A 13,505-nucleotide genomic window follows, 5' to 3' on the forward strand; every position below is an offset into this window, starting at 1 on the left:
ATAATGTTCGGGCTTCCTGGTTCATGTTATTTTGCCAATGACATTTCTTTTTCAACGAATTTCGTATCGAACGTACCGATGCGGAACTGCTCATGTGCCATGACTTGTTGATGAAACGGAATCGTCGTTTTAATTCCCGAAACCGTAAACTCATCCAAAGCACGCAACATTTTCAGAATGGCCTCATCACGCGTTGGTGCATGAACAATCAACTTCGCTACCATCGAGTCATAGAACGGCGGGATCATCGCTCCTGCATAGAGTCCACTATCGACACGGACACCCATACCGCCTGGAACGATATATTGGTCAATCTTCCCTGCCATCGGACGGAAGTCCATAAATGGGTCCTCCGCGTTGATTCGACATTCGATGGAATGTCCTGAGAACGTAATGTCCTCTTGTGAGATGGCAAGCGGATGTCCGAGCGCCACTTCAAGCTGCGCTTGAACGAGATCGAATCCTGTGATCATCTCGGTGACGGGATGCTCGACTTGGATCCGGGTATTCATCTCCATGAAATAAAACTCGTTTGATTCTGGAACGTAAATGAACTCGATTGTTCCCGCTCCCGAGTACTGAATGGCTTTTGCCGCTTTGACGGCCGCATCCCCCATCAATTGACGTGTCGTTTCATCAATCGCAGGTGATGGCGCCTCTTCAACTAGTTTTTGCATGCGACGTTGGATTGTACAATCACGTTCACCTAAGTGAATGACGTTACCGAATTGGTCGGCTAGAACCTGCACTTCGACGTGACGGAACGACTCGATGAACTTTTCGAGATACACGTCACCATTCCCGAACGCCTGCTTCGCTTCTTTACGTGTCGCGACCAATCCTGAAACGAGTTCGTCCTCGTCTCGAGCGACGCGAATGCCACGTCCTCCACCGCCGGCTGTCGCCTTGATGATGACCGGATAGCCCATCTCACGCGCGAGTTCCATCGCTTCTTCGTCTGTGACGACACCACTTGAACCTGGAACGACAGGAACCCCTGACTCGATCATCGTTCGTTTGGCTTCATCCTTGATTCCCATTTTGCGAATCGCATAGCTGCTTGGGCCGACAAATTGAATTCCACACGCCTCGCACATCTCAGCGAACTCGGCATTTTCAGCCAAAAAGCCGTAACCCGGATGTACCATCGTCGCATCCACGGCGCAGGCGACTGATAAAATATTTGGGATATTCAAATAGGAGTCCTTCGATGGATTCGGACCGATGCAATAAGCCTCGTCAGCCAGATGAACATGTAACGCTTCACGATCTGCCTCAGAGAAGACAGCGACCGTCGGAATATTCAATTCTTTTGCTGCACGTATGATTCGAACCGCGATTTCCCCGCGGTTAGCAATTAATAATTTCATAACGACCTCACTTCACGCTGAAGAGCGGTTGACCGAATTCGACGAGATCGCCATCGGCGACTAACACCTCTACGATTTCGCCACTGATTTCCGCTTCGACATCGTTAAACAGTTTCATCGCCTCTAGAATACAAACGATTTGTCCTGACTCGACACGATCGCCGACGTTCACGAACGCTTCTTTATCCGGGGCCGGACGTGAATAGAACGTTCCAACCATCGGAGAGGTGATAGTACGATAAGACGCCTTTTCTTGCGTCGGTTCTTCTGTTTGTTCATTTACTTGAGGAGCAGGCGCAGGCGGTGCGAATGCTTGTGTCTGCATGATAGGCGCGCTCACTGTTTGTTGCGCTTCTTTCTTTAATGACAGTTTGAAATCAGATGTTTCAAGCTCCATTTCATGGACTGATGATTGGTCCAATAATTGAATAAGCTCTTTAATTTGATCGATTTGCATCTTTCTTACCCCCTGTTTATACCTGGTACTAATCTCTCCTTCACTATAACTGGTCAGACCAATGAATGCAACGAGAAAAAAAAGAGCACCCATTCATTCGAATGAGCACTCGTAAGGATTAACCGTTATAACGACCCATGAACTCTCCAGTACGTGTATCGACTGTCACTTTTTCACCTGGTTCGATGAAAAGTGGCACTTGAATGACATGTCCTGTTTCCACTGTCGCGTTTTTCTTCACGTTCGATGCCGTGTCACCTTTTACGCCTGGGTCTGCTTCGACGATTGTCAAGACAACGCTCGTTGGAAGCTCGATTCCAAGAATCTCCCCTTCGTAGTCCGCGATGCTGACTTCCATGTTCTCAAGCAAATATGGAAGTGCTGATTTGACTTGAGCGCTTGTCAATTCAAGTTGCTCGTATGATTCATTGTCCATGAAGACATACGTGTCGCCCATTGGATAAAGATATTGCATGCGTTTACGCTCGATGTGTGCGCGTTCGATTTTTTCTCCACCACGGAACGTCGTTTCTTGGATTGCACCGTTACGCAAGTTACGCATTTTCGTACGAACGAATGCCGCTCCTTTACCCGGTTTTACGTGTTGGAACTCGATGACTTGCCAAATCGAACCGTCAGACGTTTTGACCGTCAATCCTGTTTTTAAATCGTTAACTGATACCATATTGATTTCCTCCTAAATTCAGATGAAGCTTATGCCTCGATCGTAATTAACTCTTTTGGCGACTGTGTCAGACGGTAGCATCCGTCTTCTGTGATGACGACATCGTCTTCAATCCGGCAACCACCGACACCGTTGATGTAAATACCCGGCTCGATCGTTACGACCATACCAGGTTCGAGCACCGTTTCCGAACGGAACGATAATCCTGGGGCCTCATGCACTTCCATTCCAAGACCATGTCCTGTCGAGTGGCCGAAGTACTCGCCATATCCAGCTTCTTTAATAATATCGCGTGTCAATGCATCCGCTTCAATGCCAGTGATTCCGGCACGTGTGCCTTCTACACCAGCAAGTTGGGCACGAAGTACCGTATCGTAGATTTGACGCAACTCATCCGAAATCGGACCGATTGCAAGCGTACGCGTGATATCTGAGCAGTACCCTTTATAGTAAGCACCGAAATCAAGCGTAACCAATTCTCCAGATTCGATGACTTTATCACTTGCCACACCGTGTGGTAGCGCCGAACGGAGACCCGAGGCGACAATCATGTCGAACGATGACGAGTCAGCACCTTTTGAACGCATGAACATTTCGAGTTCGTTCGCGACTTCTCTCTCGGTACGACCAGGACGAATGAACGTCTGGATATGGGCGTACGCCGCATCAGCGATTGCCGCAGCTTCCTTCATAATCTTAATCTCTGATTCATCCTTAATCAAGCGCAGTTTTTCTACGATTCCAGACGTTTCAATAAGTTGAGCGTCGACATCTTTTTCATAGGCACGATATTGCCCCACTGTCATCGCATCCTGCTCGATGCCAAGGCGCTTGATGGATTCACGGGACACGACATCTGCTACCGACTTGATGAGTGATGTATCAAGCTCAATGATGTCGTACCCTTTTACTTGATCGTTCGCTTGTTCCGTGTAACGGAAGTCCGTGATGAAACTTGCCGAATTCGACGTGATGACTATGACACCGCTCGACCCGGTGAAACCAGATAAGTAGCGGATATTCTCACGTTTTGTGACGAGTAATGCATCAATCTCGTTTTTTCCTAACTGTGCTTGCAGTTTGTTTACGCGTTCAATCATGTCGATTCCTCCAATGTTCGATTAGTGCATGCAGCGCTAACGTATAGCTCGTGAGTCCAAAACCGGTAATGACACCGATACAGACGGCAGCAAGTTTCGACTCATGCCGAAAAGCCTCGCGTGCATGCACGTTCGAGATATGTACTTCAACGACTGGGGCAGCGATAGCGGATATGGCATCCCGGATCGCGATTGATGTATGCGTATAGGCACCTGCATTCAATATGACACCCTCATAATCAAAAGCGTCATGTAGCGCATCAATTAAATCTCCCTCATGATTCGATTGTTTAAAGGTGAGTTCGACGTCTTCTGGAGCGCGCAGCATCAGTTCTGCCGCCAAACCTTTCAACGACACCTCGCCATATACATCCGGTTCACGACGACCCAGTAGATTTAAATTCGGTCCATTTAAAACTAAAATCCGCAACCTTCTTCCCCCCTCGTTCGTCAAGTCTCATCTATTGTAACAAATTTATCGAAAGAACGTGAATCGAGCCTTCTGCCCTTTCGCTTTTTTTACAAATCACGGTATAATTCAAGTACAACATTTGAAGAATCGAGGAAAGTGAATGAATTCCAAACCAACCATCCCAGTCGGGGGACAGGCGCTCGTGGAAGGCGTCATGTTTCAAGGCCGCTCTGAAAGCGCATCTGCCATCCGGCGAAAAGATGGCTCGATTGAAACATTCGAGCAAGCACGCATTCTTGTCCCTTGGGTCCAATCTTTAAAAAAAGTACCTTTCTTGAGAGGGATTGTCGCGCTGTATGAATCGTTAAAGAACGGTTCTGCACATATGAACTTTGCGAGCGATCGATATGATGTCGATCCAAGTGAAGATACGAACACGAACGAAGACCAAAAACAGAGCATATGGATGATTGCCTTCATCGCAATCGTCGGTGTCATCTCGTACGTTTTTGGTAAATTGATTTTCAATGTGACGCCAGCACTTCTCGCGGCCATGTTTCAAGACGTACCTTTATTTTCCGGACATGTGATTCAAAACCTCCTTGAAGGGGGAATAAAATTAGTATTGTTACTCAGCTACCTTTACTTGATATCATTGACGCCACTCATTAAGCGTGTCTTCCAATATCACGGCGCTGAGCATAAAGTCATCAATTGCTATGAATCCGGGCGTCCGGTCACGGTTGAACAAGTACGCCAAAGCTCGCGATTGCATTATCGCTGTGGCTCAAGCTTCATTTTATTCACCGTCTTCGTCGGGATCGGCGTTTACATGATTGTGCCAATTGACCCGCTCTGGTTGCGACTCGTCAGCCGAATCGCGCTATTGCCGGTCGTCATCGGAATCTCATTTGAAGTCCTGCAGTTTACCAACCGTTTCCGCGACCATCGCTTTCTGTCATTCCTTGGCAAACCGGGCCTGTCGCTCCAATTATTGACGACACGAGAACCAAATGATGAGCAGATTCAAGTCGCGATTGAAGCATTTGAAACATGGGAACGAAAAGAGTTAGGAGAATCGGTCATTCATAGAGAGGGATAAGAGGAGGAAGCACCATGATCAGACAAAGAGTCGGTTCGATCGCTGCAACAATCGTGTTTATCCTTGGCTTCATCGGGGTCGGGCATATGCTTGCCACCGATCCAGGTCGCCTGTTTAGACAATTGTTGTTCATCGGGATATTCGGGTTAGTCTTTTATGTGATCTATCGCGTCTTCATGGCACCACGTATGTCTGCAGAAGATGCACGCTATCGTAAAACCGCGCAAGCCTCAAAAAAACGAATGCAGGGAAGTCGCGGTCCTCAAGTCAAACCTTCCGCTTCCGCTAAAAACCGGAAAGGGAAGAAACCTGGTTCGAACGTCACCAAGTTATCTAAACGTTCAACCGTACATCGTAGCAATCCTCCACACCTAACAGTGATTGAAGGAAAAAAAGGGAAGAAGAAAAAGAAAGCAAACATGTAAAAGGAGCGCCACGGCGCTCCTTTTTATGTTGTTTCTACATATCCGATATATGGCAGATTCCGATATTGTTCCGCGTAATCGATCCCATACCCGATGACGAACTCATCAGGAATCTCGAATCCGACATAGTCTGCGTCCAACTGAACGAGTCGACGCGCCGGCTTGTCCAGAAGCGTACAAATTTTCAACTGTTTCGGTTGATGGAGCTCCATATGTTTACATAAGAATTTCAACGTCTGTCCCGTGTCGATGATGTCCTCGATAATGACAACATACTTTCCTTCCACATCTAAATCCAAGTCCTTTCGAAGCTGCACACTCCCACTCGAGACCGACTTTTTCCCATAAGAAGACGTCGCGACCGTATCGAGCTGAACGCTCCCTTTCATGTATCGCATCAAGTCTGCCGCAAAGACCATCGAGCCTTTTAATACGGCGACGATCACAATCGGTATCCCCTCTGCATCGTTCTCAATCTCTTCAGCCAATTCTTTCACACGTTTTTGAATCTGCTGTTCATCAAACAGTTTTCCTTTAATTTGAATCTCCATTTATCCGGCGAATGTTCGCCGTCACCCCCTATCTATTCAATCCACGATTCATCTTAACATAATGACGACTAAAAAATATACATTCTAAGATAAATATGAATGTTTCGTTCGTATTTTAGCGATATTGAGCAAAATAAAAAGCATCAATCGAGTTAGATTGATGCTTTTCACATATTATTCTTCTGAAGCTCGTTCTTGTTCCCGAAATTCTCTAAATTGATTCATGAGTTCAGGCTTATCTTCAAAAAATTCCACAAACTGTGTCATGCAGTCGAGCGTGTTCGAACTGAGATGGTGTTCGATACCCTCGACATCCTCGTACACATCTGCTTCATCTACTCCGATTAGACGTAAAAAAGACTCGAGCATCGCATGACGCTCGACCAATCGCTTCCCTACTTTTTGACCCTTTTTTGTAAGCATGAGACCACGATACTTTTCATACACAAGATATTCTTCACGGTCCAACTTTTGAACCATTTTGGTGACAGAGGAGGGATGGACCCCTAAATGTTCCGCAATATCAGATACACGCGCATAGCCTTTCTCTGACATCAATAAATAAATACGTTCTAAATAATCTTCCATACTCGGCGTCGGCATGGGCACGACCTCCCCTAATGTTCCGGTTTCCATTCCTTATTTTATCCTAATTAGAATGAAATCGAAAGGGAAAGCCCCGATTGATTGAGTCAATCATTGTCTCATGACCTTAATTTCATTATAATGAGATATGGTAACTTTGAAAGAGAAGGGAAGAACATCTATGGGACTCGAAACAATCCTCGTCATCCTCCTATGGGTTGCCTTGATCGCCTACATCGTATGGCGTTTCATGCCAGCTCGCGGGTTGAAAAAAATGAAACAAGAAGAATTCCGTGCCTCACTCCGTAAAGGTCAGTTGATTGACGTGCGTGAACCGAACGAATACAAAGGTGGACATATCGTTGGTGCCCGGAATATCCCGGTCGGCCAAATGAAACTACGCATGAAAGAACTGCGTAAAGATCAACCGATTTTAATTTACTGTCAAGGTAGTTCACGTTCAAACCAGGCGGCTAAACTCCTGATGAAGAACGGATACAACAATATCTACATGCTCGAAGGCGGCTTCAAGAACTGGAAGGGCAAGATTAAAAAAGCATAAAAAAACGGGCGGGTCGATACAATCATCGACTCGCCCTTTCTTTATTTTACAGATGACGCCTCACGACGCTCATATTTCAAGACCGGTTTACGGGCAGCGAGTGTCTCGTCCATCCGTTTAACGACCGTCGTATGAGGAGCAGTCTGAACGATTTCCGGATTCTCTTCCGCCTCTCTGGCAATTTGGAGCATCGCATCACAGAACGCATCGAGTGTTTCTTTTGATTCTGTCTCTGTCGGTTCCACCATGATACATTCCTCGACATTTAATGGGAAATAGATTGTCGGTGGGTGGTAACCGAAGTCAAGAAGGCGTTTAGCGATATCGAGTGTACGAACACCAAGGGCTTTTTGACGCTTCCCTGACAAGACAAATTCGTGTTTGCAATACGTATCATATGGCACGTCGAACGCATCTTTTAGTCGCGCAAACATATAGTTGGCGTTGAGGACCGCTTCACGGGATACCCGCGTCAATCCTTCTGCGCCCATTGTCTTGATATAGCTGTACGCTCGAACGTTGATCCCGAAGTTTCCATAGAATGGTTTGATTCGCCCGATTGAATGTGGTCGGTCGTAATCGAGACCATATCCATCATCTGTTTTCGTCACAATTGGAGTCGGTAAGAATGGAATCAAGTCACGCTTCACCCCGACTGGACCTGAGCCTGGACCTCCACCGCCGTGAGGCCCTGTGAACGTCTTATGCAAGTTCAAGTGGACGACGTCAAAGCCCATGTCCCCAGGACGTGCGATTCCAAGAATCGCGTTTGAGTTCGCGCCATCATAATACAGCTTCCCGCCAGCTTCATGAACGACTTTTGAGATTTCAAGGATATCCGCTTCAAATAGTCCAAGCGTATTCGGGTTTGTCAGCATGAGAGCAGCCGTATCCGCTCCAACTTTTGACTTCAAATCATCCAAATCGACGAGACCGCGCTCATCCGACTTGACGGTCACCGTCTCGAATCCAGCAACGACTGCGGACGCCGGGTTTGTCCCGTGCGCCGAATCTGGTACGAGTACTTTCGTACGAGCCGTATCCCCATTACGCTCATGGAACGCTTTAATCAACATAAGCCCCGTCCATTCCCCATGGGCACCTGCCGCTGGTTGGAGTGTGACTTCGTCCATCCCCGTGATTTCAGCGAGTTGCTCCTGTAAGTCCACCATGAGTTCGAGCGCACCTTGAATCGTCTCAACCGGTTGCAACGGGTGAATATGTGCAAATCCAGGAAGACGAGCCATATCTTCGTTCACTTTCGGATTATATTTCATCGTACACGAACCGAGCGGATAGAAGCCTGAATCGACCCCATGGTTTCGAGTAGACAGAGACGTGTAATGGCGAACGACATCAAGTTCAGACACTTCTGGAAGTTCCGCCGCCTCTTTCCGAATCATCGTAGCCGGTAACAACGTCTCAAGGTCAACCTCCGGGACAGTCGGTGTCGGCAAATTATATCCAGTTCGTCCTTCACGTGATACTTCAAAAATTAGCGTTTGCTCGTGTTGCATTATTTCATCCCCCCAACCACTTCGACAAACTGATCAATCTCTTCTTTCGTGCGCAATTCCGTCGCGCAAACCAACATTTGTGTCTGACGCTCCCCTTCATACGTACCAAGCGGTAGACCACCGATCATGCCGCGCTCGAGTAGATGGCGCGATACTTCTTCTGCATCACGTCCAAAATCCACGACGAACTCATTGAACATTGGTCCTTCGTCCACGATGTTGAATCCTGCAGCTTTTAACGCTTCTTTCATATAATGAGCGGTTTGAATATTCCGAACAGCCATATCACGAATTCCGTATTTCCCTAGAGCGGACATCGTGATTGAAGCAGCCAATGCATTAAGTGCTTGGTTTGAACAGATATTGGATGTCGCTTTATCACGGCGAATGTGCTGTTCCCGCGCCTGAAGCGTCAACACGAATCCGCGTTTGCCGTCCTCATCGACCGTTTGACCGACTAGTCGGCCCGGTAGTTTACGCATCAAAGATTTTTTGACCGCGAAGTATCCACATGACGGTCCACCAAAACTTTGCGGAATACCGAATGGCTGTGCATCTCCGACCGTGATGTCCGCACCGAGTGCTCCTGGTGACTCAAGAATCCCGAGGGCGAGCGGGTTGCTCGAAACGACGAATAGCGCGCCGGCTTCATGAGCCAATTCTGCTAATTTTTCTAAGTCTTCAATACGACCGTAGAAGTTTGGATATTGTACGACAAGACACGATGCATCCGTCAAATCGAGGTCAGATACATCCGTCACCCCGTTCTCCACATCTGTGTAATCAACGGATAGACCTGGTCCGTCAGCATACGTACGGATTACATCCTTTGCTTCAGGATGCACTGCACTGGAGACGACGACACGTTTTTTCTTCGTCTGCGCGCTCGCTAGGTAAGTCGCCTCAGCGAGAGCCGTGATCCCGTCGTACATCGAAGAGTTCGCGACGTCCATTCCTGTCAATTCACAAATCATTGTTTGGAATTCGAACATCGCCTGAAGTTCACCTTGTGAAATCTCAGGTTGATATGGCGTATACGCCGTATAGAATTCAGAACGCAAAAGCATGTGGTTCATCACACTCGGCGAAAGATGGTCATACATCCCTGCTCCAAGGAAGCTCGGGTATGATTTCGTATGTTTGTTTTTATCAGCTAACTTCGTCATATGACGAACGAGATCGACTTCCGGAAGCGGAGCCCCGATTGCCGCTAATGATGCTTGTTCGCGAAGTGTTTCTGGAATATCTGAAAGAAGCGCTTCGATTGAATCGACGCCGATTGTCTCTAACATGTCTCGTTCATCTTGTTCGGTCATCGGTAAATAACGAAATTCCATTCTGTTCATTCTGAATCCCCCTGTATCATTTCGTTCGTTTATAGAAAGGTGTCGGTACGCGTTCGGCTTCAATCTTTTTGCCACGGATGTCGATGACAAAACGCTCTTCATCTTTGTAACGTGCATCGACTCGTGCCCATGCGATTGATTCATTTACAGTCGGAGGCATCGTACCGGTCGTGACAACGCCGATTACATTCCCATCCAATTCGACTTGCGCCCCTTGACGGGCAATCCCACGACCTAACAATCTCAATCCAATCAATCGATTCGGAATGTTCTCTTTTTGAGTGACGAGTGCTTCCTTACCAACAAAGTCAGTATCTAGCTTGACGGCAAAGTTGAGATTCGCTTCGAATGGTGTGATCGACTCATCCAACTCATGACCGTAAAGCGGCAAGCACGCTTCGAAACGTAATGTATCGCGTGCGCCCAGCCCACATGGGGTAACACCCTCGGCTTCAAGCGCTTCCCAGATGGCAGAAATTGCTTCTGCTCGAGCATAAATCTCGAAGCCATCTTCCCCAGTATACCCACTTCTAGAAATGATCGATGGCACACCCGCCACGTCACCGTTCATGAATTTGAAGAACCCGATTTCGTCGAGTGCAACATTTGTGATGCTTTGAAGAACAGATTGTGCATTCGGTCCTTGAATCGCAATCTGACCATACTCATCAGATTCATTTGTCACAACCACGTCTCCCTTAACGTGTCGACGAATGTGCGCTTCATCCTTTTCAATATTTGAAGCATTGACGACGAGCCAATAAGCGTCTTCATCCAATCGATAGACAAGCAAATCGTCCACCACACCGCCGTCTTTTAGACAGAGAAGATTATACTGGGCTTGACCAACTTTAATCTTCGAGATATCATTCGTCACCAAGTTTTGAACTTGCTCAAGCGCGTCCGGCCCTTCGATTCGAATTTCTCCCATGTGAGATACATCAAACATCCCCACGTTTTGACGTACAGCCAAATGCTCTTCTTTAATCGAAGAGAACATAATCGGCATTTCAAATCCCGCAAAATCAACCATCTTCGCCTTCGGTTCGATTAATTCGAACAAAGGCGTACGTTTCAAAGTAACCTTTTCCATAATATCCCCCAATCCCGAACATAAAATGCTTTTGTTTTTGAAATCTTTCGTTTTCCATTCCACTTTAACAATTTTTATTCCTTCTGCATAGGTAAAAAGGTGAAAAAGAAAAAGGATGAAAAACGAAAACGTTTTCATCCTCATTATTTCATATTTTCGACTCGGTGGAAACGTCAGAACGTTCAATTCCAGCTGTCCGTTTGATTTCATGGGTTAGCTCAACGGCAGCTTGCTTTAATTCAATCGATTCATTCTTCGCATTGATCCCAAACTCTTTTATTTGAGTAACAGATCGATTGACCGCATCTACGTGTCCCTTGATTTCATTGACCTGTTGACCAATCACGTCTGCCCGAATTTTAAAACGTTCCGTCAGACGATTCAAACGACCAAATTCTGGTTTCATCTTGTTTTTGAACAAGAGATAACCGTATATCCCAAGTCCGATTAATGAAAATACGATGATGGCGAAATTAATCCAGATCATACTTTTTCCCCCTTTATACGGATGATTTGCTTGGCGATGTCTTCAGGCGGTTGAGATGCATCGATGGATACACTCGCTGTTCGATATAATCGATCGCGTCGTTGAAACAACGTCTGAACATCCTCCCGTCCTTTTTTAACAAGTGGTCGTGCAGAATCTTTGATTCGTTCCCAACACATGTCGAACGGAAGATTTAAATGGATCATCGTACCACGTTCTCGCATCCAACGTATATTTTCAGAGCGCTCCACCACTCCGCCACCTGTCAGGATATAGTCAGCAGTGACTTGTTGCAGTACTGTTGATTCAACATCACGAAACGCAGACTCACCAAAACGGTCAAAATATGTAGCGATATCCATTCCAGTCATGGACTCAATGACTAAATCAAGATCGATGACCTCCCCATATTCTTTTAGAAACGAGAATAAGGTAGATTTACCTGTACCCATAAACCCCACGATATAAAACGGGTTATCATTCATAAACCATCACCTCTTTATGCCGTTCGCCGGATGTTAACACAATGTCCACTTCAGAACGATTAGGTGCAATCGGACGACACGTCAGAGTTCCCGTCGGTTTATGCAACGTTAACGGTCGTTCAGCGCAACGCTCCTTCGCCAGTAACAAATGCGATTCAAAACGAATCGCTAAGATTTCCTCTGACAGTCGCCTCGTCGTTCGTTCCACATCAGTATACCAAAATAACGCGGCGCCGAGTAACCAAACAACAATGGTCAAGGTGATGACGAGAAAGAAGCCTGCTTCATGCACATGACATGCCGCTCTCTTCTGAACGATGAATCTTTCCATGAGATTCGAAATCCCTTTCCGACCGTTTCGACATGATACTGGTCGATTCCTCTTAAAAAGAGTAAGTTTCCTCCTCCATCTCCGACCATAACCAAATTGCCATTTACTTGTTTGATCGTCCATGACCATCGCTCCTCATCCGATTTGACGAAATCACCCCGTAACCGCCCTTCGTCAACACGACAGTTCTCGCTATCCATCAGACGGCGCACAATCAGTTGAGGTGTCGTATGATGATTCCATTTAGGCTGTTCATAAAGATGTTGACCGAGCGTGAGCAGTTCCACTAAAAGAAAAAGAAACATGGGAAGGATCAGCAAAACGAACGTCATTTCAATCATCGTAAAGCCTTTTTCATAATGTCGGCAGACAAAATCCTTTCTCACACACTTGCTCACGCCCTGTCGGTTCAGTGGCTTCAAGCAGAACCTCTCCTTGTAATCGTTCATAGATGAACAGCGTATCACTCAACCGTTGGATTCGTTCGTTCCCCTGCATGACAAATGATGTCAGAATGAAAATCCACCCCATGACCACCGCAAGACTGACACTTAGCTCCCATAATGAGAAACCCGATTCATCCACTTTCACGAATAATCACCTCCGGTTCATAAGTCCCGATTCGAAATTTGAGCGTCACCGATGTCTTTCCACTGACGAATTTCCACTGTCCCGCATAAGAAGCTGTCGCTTGTGAAAAGGTCAAAGTGTTGTACGTCGGAAGATATACATCCACACCATCAGGAACATCAACCTCCCTGACTACCTCTCGCCCACACACAATCAGATAAGTTTGTTGTTTCGAAATCCAAATCAATCGTGGTACACAATCTCCCTCTTCTGAAATATAGGGAAATTGCCCAGCTTCTTGAATATTTGCTACCAATGAGTCCGTAAAATTGTAGAGCTCCATTCGTTCGAACGGTCTCGTACTCGGTGCACTGATCAATAGTAAGAACGACAGCACGACAAGTACCCAAGTCATTTCGACCAAGGT

At 46.6% G+C, this 13,505-nt stretch carries 19 protein-coding genes; 3 read left to right on the forward strand and 16 right to left on the reverse strand.

Going from position 1 to position 13,505, the window contains the following annotated elements:
• Nucleotides 1–26: 26 nt before the first annotated feature.
• The 5 genes from accC to aroQ all read right to left on the reverse strand — a co-directional run bounded on the left by accC (nt 27) and on the right by aroQ (nt 4,042).
• Nucleotides 27–1,370, reverse strand: coding sequence for an acetyl-CoA carboxylase biotin carboxylase subunit (accC, locus tag GVY42_RS04555; RefSeq protein WP_012726575.1), 1,344 nt, complete (start codon nt 1,368–1,370; stop codon nt 27–29).
• A 7-nt stretch (nt 1,371–1,377) separates the two neighbouring features.
• Nucleotides 1,378–1,827 carry an acetyl-CoA carboxylase biotin carboxyl carrier protein gene (accB, locus tag GVY42_RS04560; RefSeq protein WP_012726576.1) on the reverse strand — a complete coding sequence of 150 codons (450 nt, stop codon included), beginning with the start codon at nt 1,825–1,827 and terminating at the stop codon, nt 1,378–1,380.
• Nucleotides 1,828–1,945: 118 nt separating this feature from the next.
• Nucleotides 1,946–2,512, reverse strand: coding sequence for an elongation factor P (gene efp / locus GVY42_RS04565; RefSeq protein ID WP_012726577.1), 567 nt, complete (start codon nt 2,510–2,512; stop codon nt 1,946–1,948).
• A 29-nt stretch (nt 2,513–2,541) separates the two neighbouring features.
• Nucleotides 2,542–3,609 carry a Xaa-Pro peptidase family protein gene (locus GVY42_RS04570; RefSeq protein ID WP_159563645.1) on the reverse strand — a complete coding sequence of 356 codons (1,068 nt, stop codon included), beginning with the start codon at nt 3,607–3,609 and terminating at the stop codon, nt 2,542–2,544.
• A complete protein-coding gene (aroQ, locus tag GVY42_RS04575; RefSeq protein WP_159562463.1) occupies nt 3,605–4,042 on the reverse strand; it encodes a type II 3-dehydroquinate dehydratase in 438 nt (145 codons plus the stop codon). The genes GVY42_RS04570 and aroQ overlap by 5 nt, the downstream gene beginning before the upstream one ends.
• Nucleotides 4,043–4,184: 142 nt before the next feature.
• Between aroQ and GVY42_RS04580 the strand changes: the two genes are divergently transcribed.
• The gene (locus GVY42_RS04580) at nt 4,185–5,126 is read left to right on the forward strand and encodes a DUF1385 domain-containing protein (protein ID WP_159562464.1); all 942 of its coding nucleotides are present in this window, start codon (nt 4,185–4,187) and stop codon (nt 5,124–5,126) included.
• 14 nt (nt 5,127–5,140) lie between these two features.
• On the forward strand, nt 5,141–5,551 hold the full coding sequence (locus tag GVY42_RS04585; protein WP_159562465.1) for an SA1362 family protein: 411 nt from the start codon (nt 5,141–5,143) through the stop codon (nt 5,549–5,551).
• A 23-nt stretch (nt 5,552–5,574) separates the two neighbouring features.
• Here GVY42_RS04585 and hpt read toward each other — a convergent pair whose 3' ends face one another.
• Together hpt and mntR are read right to left on the reverse strand one after the other, a co-directional pair.
• On the reverse strand, nt 5,575–6,102 hold the full coding sequence (hpt, locus tag GVY42_RS04590) for a hypoxanthine phosphoribosyltransferase (protein ID WP_159562466.1): 528 nt from the start codon (nt 6,100–6,102) through the stop codon (nt 5,575–5,577).
• Between the two features lie 174 nt (nt 6,103–6,276).
• Nucleotides 6,277–6,705 carry a transcriptional regulator MntR gene (gene mntR / locus GVY42_RS04595; protein WP_159562467.1) on the reverse strand — a complete coding sequence of 143 codons (429 nt, stop codon included), beginning with the start codon at nt 6,703–6,705 and terminating at the stop codon, nt 6,277–6,279.
• A gap of 163 nt (nt 6,706–6,868) precedes the next feature.
• Between mntR and GVY42_RS04600 the strand changes: the two genes are divergently transcribed.
• Complete coding sequence (locus tag GVY42_RS04600) at nt 6,869–7,249, forward strand: rhodanese-like domain-containing protein (RefSeq protein ID WP_012726584.1); 381 nt, start codon at nt 6,869–6,871, stop codon at nt 7,247–7,249.
• A gap of 41 nt (nt 7,250–7,290) precedes the next feature.
• Here the strand turns inward: GVY42_RS04600 and gcvPB are convergent, their stop codons facing one another.
• From gcvPB to GVY42_RS04645, 9 genes are all read right to left on the reverse strand, one after another.
• The gene (gene gcvPB, locus GVY42_RS04605) at nt 7,291–8,766 is read right to left on the reverse strand and encodes an aminomethyl-transferring glycine dehydrogenase subunit GcvPB (RefSeq protein ID WP_196430853.1); all 1,476 of its coding nucleotides are present in this window, start codon (nt 8,764–8,766) and stop codon (nt 7,291–7,293) included.
• The gene (gene gcvPA / locus GVY42_RS04610; RefSeq protein WP_159563647.1) at nt 8,766–10,103 is read right to left on the reverse strand and encodes an aminomethyl-transferring glycine dehydrogenase subunit GcvPA; all 1,338 of its coding nucleotides are present in this window, start codon (nt 10,101–10,103) and stop codon (nt 8,766–8,768) included. Before gcvPA ends, gcvPB begins: the two co-directional genes overlap by 1 nt.
• A 25-nt stretch (nt 10,104–10,128) precedes the next feature.
• Nucleotides 10,129–11,205: a glycine cleavage system aminomethyltransferase GcvT gene (gene gcvT, locus GVY42_RS04615; protein WP_074037908.1), complete on the reverse strand. Its 1,077-nt coding sequence runs from the start codon at nt 11,203–11,205 to the stop codon at nt 10,129–10,131.
• A 148-nt stretch (nt 11,206–11,353) separates the two neighbouring features.
• Complete coding sequence (locus GVY42_RS04620) at nt 11,354–11,692, reverse strand: hypothetical protein (protein WP_074036691.1); 339 nt, start codon at nt 11,690–11,692, stop codon at nt 11,354–11,356.
• Nucleotides 11,689–12,177 (reverse strand): shikimate kinase, encoded by a 489-nt coding sequence (locus tag GVY42_RS04625; RefSeq protein ID WP_031423319.1) that lies wholly within the window; start codon nt 12,175–12,177, stop codon nt 11,689–11,691. The genes GVY42_RS04620 and GVY42_RS04625 overlap by 4 nt, the downstream gene beginning before the upstream one ends.
• Nucleotides 12,170–12,469, reverse strand: coding sequence for a hypothetical protein (locus GVY42_RS04630; RefSeq protein ID WP_159562468.1), 300 nt, complete (start codon nt 12,467–12,469; stop codon nt 12,170–12,172). The genes GVY42_RS04625 and GVY42_RS04630 overlap by 8 nt, the downstream gene beginning before the upstream one ends.
• Nucleotides 12,433–12,849 carry a hypothetical protein gene (locus tag GVY42_RS04635; RefSeq protein ID WP_074036689.1) on the reverse strand — a complete coding sequence of 139 codons (417 nt, stop codon included), beginning with the start codon at nt 12,847–12,849 and terminating at the stop codon, nt 12,433–12,435. Before GVY42_RS04635 ends, GVY42_RS04630 begins: the two co-directional genes overlap by 37 nt.
• A 13-nt stretch (nt 12,850–12,862) precedes the next feature.
• Nucleotides 12,863–13,099, reverse strand: coding sequence for a hypothetical protein (locus GVY42_RS04640; RefSeq protein WP_074036688.1), 237 nt, complete (start codon nt 13,097–13,099; stop codon nt 12,863–12,865).
• On the reverse strand, nt 13,086–13,493 hold the full coding sequence (locus GVY42_RS04645; protein WP_236548985.1) for a prepilin-type cleavage/methylation domain-containing protein: 408 nt from the start codon (nt 13,491–13,493) through the stop codon (nt 13,086–13,088). The genes GVY42_RS04640 and GVY42_RS04645 overlap by 14 nt, the downstream gene beginning before the upstream one ends.
• Nucleotides 13,494–13,505 lie beyond the last annotated feature (12 nt).

This window comes from Exiguobacterium sp. 8A (assembly GCF_902506275.1).
GTDB lineage: Bacteria > Bacillota > Bacilli > Exiguobacteriales > Exiguobacteriaceae > Exiguobacterium > Exiguobacterium profundum.